General features: G+C 59.9%; 4 protein-coding genes. 1 reads left to right on the plus strand and 3 read right to left on the minus strand.

Annotated features, from left to right (window positions below):
- The coding region (locus EN993_RS37495; RefSeq protein WP_206516445.1) for a hypothetical protein at nt 1-252 on the plus strand (252 nt) is incomplete at its 5' end.
- A 29-nt stretch (nt 253-281) separates the two neighbouring features.
- Here the strand turns inward: EN993_RS37495 and EN993_RS34315 are convergent.
- From EN993_RS34315 to trbG, 3 genes are all read right to left on the minus strand, one after another.
- Complete coding sequence (locus EN993_RS34315) at nt 282-524, minus strand: DUF2274 domain-containing protein (protein ID WP_024502859.1); 243 nt, start codon at nt 522-524, stop codon at nt 282-284.
- Nucleotides 525-536: 12 nt separating this feature from the next.
- Entirely contained in the window at nt 537-1,751 is a 1,215-nt protein-coding gene (locus EN993_RS34320; protein ID WP_063169228.1) for a TrbI/VirB10 family protein, read from the minus strand.
- A partial coding sequence (gene trbG / locus EN993_RS34325; RefSeq protein WP_127266095.1) for a P-type conjugative transfer protein TrbG occupies nt 1,748-2,653 on the minus strand: 906 nt, incomplete at its 5' end. The genes EN993_RS34320 and trbG, both read right to left, overlap by 4 nt.

Here is a 2,653-nt window from a genome sequence, read left to right on the forward strand (position 1 = left end):
CAAGGGAATCGCAAAACCGAATTGCAGGAAAACAGCGTCCAAATACCGCTAATCCTGCAATTCCAAAGCCGCTATCCGCCTCAATCAACAGGCCAGATCAATGGCTTGCGGATAGTTCACGGCCGACCAAATCGAAAATGCAAACTTAGGCTGTTGCGCGGTATCTCCTTCCACATCATCTCTTGCGCATACCTGCATTCCAAGGTGTTTGATCCTATGCTTCGCGAGGAGCAGGTAGGTCGCGACAGCTAGGCAATGTTCCAGCTGCCCTAGCGGAGGAGTCACGATTTTCCGGCAAGCTCCGTCGGCAGACGTTCCTTTCTGGCCTTGGCAAAGGCTCGGTCGCCTTCCAGAAACGCCGCCAGCATGAAAGGGATGAGTTCTGCCACGGTTTCAGACTGACCATAGGTCTGACGGTAAAGTGCAGCATACTCCTTGAGTGTTTGGCTCAGCTCCGCGCTGACGGTAATGGTGATCTTCGAAGCTGTTCGGTCCGGAAGTTTTCCAAGTTTCAGGTCAGCCATGATAACTCCTGCTCAACTGGCGTATGGCCGCAGCACGATGTCCTTGTGCACGATGACGCGCAGTGGCCAACCTGGGCGGACGACGATGGTGGGCTGGATATTGAGGTTTTTTTCGGTGATGCGCTGGCCGGCTCGACTGGCGTTCTGCTGGGCTGATTCCCGGATCGCCTTGACCAGATCGCTCTCGTTTTCGCCGAGGCTGAATTCTGTGCCGACACCGAGCAATGTGGCAAGCGCCACTCCCTTGATCATCTGCCAAGTGTGGAAATCGACTTCGTCTTCCAGCCCTGCGTAGCCGGCGGTGTCGCTCGCGGGCAGATTGTCGATTTCGGCCGACGAGCCGTCGGGCAGCAGAATGCGCTGCCAGACCAGCAGCGCTCGCTTTTGCCCGAACGCGACGACGCTGTCGTAGACGCCGATAAGACGTGAGCCCTGCGGAATCAGCAATATGTTGCCCGTGACCGTGTCGTGCACATTTTCGGTGACTTGCGCGACGACAAGGCCCGGCAAATCGGAATTGATGCCGGTGATCAGGCTGGCGGCAATCACGCTGCCAGCCATCAGTTGATATGGCGAGATCGGCGTCTGCAGCGCATGCGGATTGTAGATCCCGCCAGTGCTCCGCTGGCTGAGAAAATCAAGCTTTCGCTGCTGATTGTTCTGGTCGCCTTCCGCCGCCGCCACCGAGGCTGACGCGCGTCCTGCTTCGGATTGGGGAAGCGCCTCAAATGGATGCTGAGCAGTTTGCACGCTCTCTCCGACATCTGTCTTTTGAGCTCGATTTTCGACGCGGAAAAGCACCCGCGATTCACGCGCTTCGATCGCCTGCTGCGCTAGACGCTGCTCCTCGGCCGAGATGTCTTGGCCCGGCACGATGCCGAGCTGGCGCTGCCGCTCGAGGATGGGGCGGCCGAGGTCGCCCGGCAAAGGTAGCCCAAGGACGGGAGGCTTCGGCTTCATGCCGGAATAGTCATGGGGAAGCGTATCGAGCCCCTCGGCGGTTGGTTTGCGCTCAGTGTTGTAGAGATCTTCCGCCTGATCCCTGATGCGAAGGGCCGGCCCCTGGAGGGCGATCATGGTAACGCCGAAGACAGCGCCGGATCCGAGCGCTGCGATCGCGATGATCACACCGCGCCTGAACCGCACCACGCGGCGGGGAGAGGCCCGAAGCTGCAGTTCCTCGGGATCCAGTTTCGGCGGGATGCCAGAGCGGGAATTTTCGATCATGAGTCCTCACCTCGCCGGCTGCCGCGAAAGAGCGAGATCCGCCGTTGCGGTTGCCTGCCGTCAATCCTGCTGATGCGGATCACCTGCTGCCGCTTGGTGCCGAGGCGAAGTTCGGCCGCGGCGAAGAGCCGATCGACGATGTAATAGTTGCCGCGCACGCGATAGTTGACGAGCTCGCTGCTCCCATCTGCGCCGACGATGAAGAGTGGTGGCGCCTCGCCCTGATCTATGCGACGAGGGAACTCAATATAGACCTTGCTGCCGTCGTCGAAGGCTCGCGTCGGTCTCCAGGGCGGTGTGTCGCCACTGATTGAGTAGCGAAAGCGAAGGTTTTCGAGCGCGATATTCGACGCGACCGGTGTAACTGCCTCGGCTTGAGCATTGCGCTGGCGAAGCGCGATGATCTGGTCTTGGCTGTAGGTCCAGGAGATTGCCGCCATTGCGGTCTTCTCGGTGCTTTGAAGCTGCAAATGATAGGTCCGCCGGTCCGTCGTAATGACGACATTGGTGGCAAGACCCGGCGCGAAGGGTTTTACCAGAACATGGGTGCGCTGATTGTCACCGGTGCCGCTTGCGGTATCGCCAATGACCCAGCGCACGGTGTCGCCAGCCGACACGGCGGTTAGTTTCTCGCCCGGCTGCAGAGCGATGTCGGTCACGCGCTCCGGCGCGGCATAGAGTTGATAAAGCGCGCCATCGGTGAAGGGGTAGACTTGCACGGCATTAACATACCCGTACTTGGTGGGTTGCTGGGTCGCGGCTTTGTTGGCATCAGCGACGCGTTCTTCAGGGGGGCGCTTGTCCTCGGCCTTGCCGGGCTCGGGCTGCATTTGGCCAGGCAGCGGCAGTGGTTTTGGCACCTCGACAATTCTAATCGGCCTCTCCGGCGCCTTTTCGATCGC

The organism is Mesorhizobium sp. M7D.F.Ca.US.004.01.2.1, assembly GCF_003997785.1.
GTDB lineage: Bacteria > Pseudomonadota > Alphaproteobacteria > Rhizobiales > Rhizobiaceae > Mesorhizobium > Mesorhizobium loti.